The 2,317-nt window shown below is 37.9% G+C and carries 2 protein-coding genes; both read right to left on the bottom strand.

Going from position 1 to position 2,317, the window contains the following annotated elements:
- On the bottom strand, positions 1–492 hold a 492-nt coding region (locus ACFFHT_RS03575), incomplete at its 3' end, for a restriction endonuclease subunit S (RefSeq protein WP_382373540.1).
- 145 nt (positions 493–637) lie between these two features.
- Positions 638–2,236 (bottom strand): type I restriction-modification system subunit M, encoded by a 1,599-nt coding sequence (locus tag ACFFHT_RS03570; RefSeq protein WP_382373538.1) that lies wholly within the window; start codon positions 2,234–2,236, stop codon positions 638–640.
- Between the last annotated feature and the right edge of the window lie 81 nt (positions 2,237–2,317).

Below are 2,317 nucleotides of genomic sequence, written 5' to 3'. Positions count from 1 at the left end.
AAATTCGCCGATTTTTTGTTGTTCGGGGAAGGGTGGGAAAGGAAAAAGCATTTTTTTAAATTCCTTCATCGTGATTTGATTTATTGTTGCCCCAATATTTTTATTAATTTCAATTTTAAATTGTGATGTGTCTAATAAAGCATTGATAAACTCTGGTACATCGTAACGAATACCTGTCATAAACGCACCTATAACAGATTGATTTTCAATGCTTTTTACTTGTGCATGTTTTCCTATCAAATCTCGAGAGCCATTTCGTACAACAACAATAATATCTCCAGTTTTTACCACTGTTGAATTGGCGTAATTAGGGTTTACATACACATTATCACTATTAACCAATTCTCCATCTTTAATATTTGATGAGCGAATAACTAATACTCCATCATCAACAATGTTTTCAGGTGAATACGTCAAACCTGAGAAAAAATTTACTACCTCCCCCAGCTTGCACTGTTCCCAAGCATCGGTAAATTCAAGTGAACAACACAAAATATATTTTATTGTTTTATCTATAAAATTTTATTTTTGCTTATTATTTAGACAAAACAAGAGAAAGGATTTATTTATAATAATGTGGTTTTTAGGAAAAATTGCCTGCATATTATGCAGGCAAGATTAAGGGGATAATTGGACGTTATAGTGTAAATTTCACGCCTAACAATTTCAGTTGTGCTGCAATTTCGGCTTCCAGTGTAGCAATCTCGGCTTTATCGGCATTGATTTGTGCTAGTACCTCATCAATATTGATTTCTTCTTCTGCCTCAAAGGTATCCACATAGCGGGGAATATTCAGATTAAAATCATTATTTTCAATTTCTTGCTTTTCTGCTAAATGGGCAAATTTTTCCACTGATTGGCGGTCTTGGTAGGCTTTTACAATCGCTTCAATATGCTCGGGTTTGAGATGGTTTTGATTTTTGCCTTTCTCAAAATCTCGGCTTGCGTCAATAAAGAGTATATCTCGGGTCTTGCGGTTTTTCTTCAACACTAAAATACAAGTTGGGATAGAGGTACCAAAGAATAAATTAGCAGGCAATCCAATAACCGCATCAATATAATTCTTTTCAATCAATATTTTACGAATATGACCTTCAGCGGCTCCTCGGAATAAGACACCATGCGGCAACACAATAGCTGCTGTGCCTGTTTCATTTAAGTGATACAAGCTATGCAAAATAAAGGCAAAATCAGCTTTGGATTTTGGGGCAAGTTTGCCGTATTCTGCAAAACGGGCATCTTTTAATTTACGTTCATGGTTATCCCAGTTGGCAGAATAAGGCGGATTGGCAACCACCGCATCAAAACGTCTTGGGCGATCTACACCGCTTTCATCCACACCATCGGGCCAGTCGGATTCTAAAGTATCGGCATTAGACAGGGTCATATTGTTAAAACTCACCCCGTGCATCATTAAATTCATTCGGGCTAAGTTATACGTTGAGGTATTTAACTCTTGCCCGTAGTATTTAATCGCCCCCTCTTGCTTGCCATTCGGTAAAGCATTACCTACTGTCAGCAATAATGAGCCTGAACCACAAGTTGGGTCGTACACATGAAACGCTTGATTGGTTTGCACATTACAAGTGACCAATCGGGCAAGAATTTGGCTCACCGCATGAGGCGTATAAAATTCACCGCCTTTTTTGCCAGCATTGGCAGCAAATTTGCCAATTAACTCTTCATAAATCTCGCCTAAAATATCACGCCCATTATCATCTTTATAAACAATCTCATTCACCAACAACACTACTTTATTTAATGCTTTGGTACGGTCAACGGTCGTGCTGCCCAGCTGGCTGCTGCCTAAATTTAAATCATTAAATACCCCACGGAAATCCTTGCTGGCTTCGGGATTGAGCTCACTATTGCGGTTAAAACTGTTAATTAAGTCGTGATAATCCTTGGGTTCAATTTCGTTGTTATCAATTTTATCCATCAAACTTTGCCAAGTATAAGCAGGCTCAATGGCATAGCCCAGCGTTTGGCTAATATCTTGCAGATAATCCGCCAAATCATTACCTTGTGCCTCTTCAGCATAAGCAGCATTAACCGTCTGCCCCGCCTTGGGTGTGATGATTTGATGCTCTATTAAATACTGCTCTTGATGCTCAGAAAGATAGCGGTAGAAAATGAAGCTGAGAATATAGTTTTGATACACACTGGCTCCCATATTGCCACGTAATTCATTGGCCATATCCCAAATTTGATTGGCGATTGTTTTGTTGTTGCTCATATTAAAACCTCTTTGTTTAAAATAGCTGAAAAATTAAATACTTAAGACACAAACATTTGTTGTAAAAGCGCTTTTTTCAAT

Origin of the sequence: Gallibacterium melopsittaci (assembly GCF_042433085.1) — a bacterium.
Taxonomy (GTDB): Bacteria; Pseudomonadota; Gammaproteobacteria; order Enterobacterales; family Pasteurellaceae; genus Gallibacterium; species Gallibacterium melopsittaci.
Note: the sequence above shows the minus strand (reverse complement) of the source record. Positions and strands in the feature narration are given on the sequence as shown.

Bases quoted from the DNA above. Each gene is read 5' to 3' on its own strand.
- ACFFHT_RS03570 (WP_382373538.1), bottom strand. From the start codon at position 2,236: ATGAGCAACAACAAAACAATCGCCAATCAAATTTGGGATATGGCCAAT.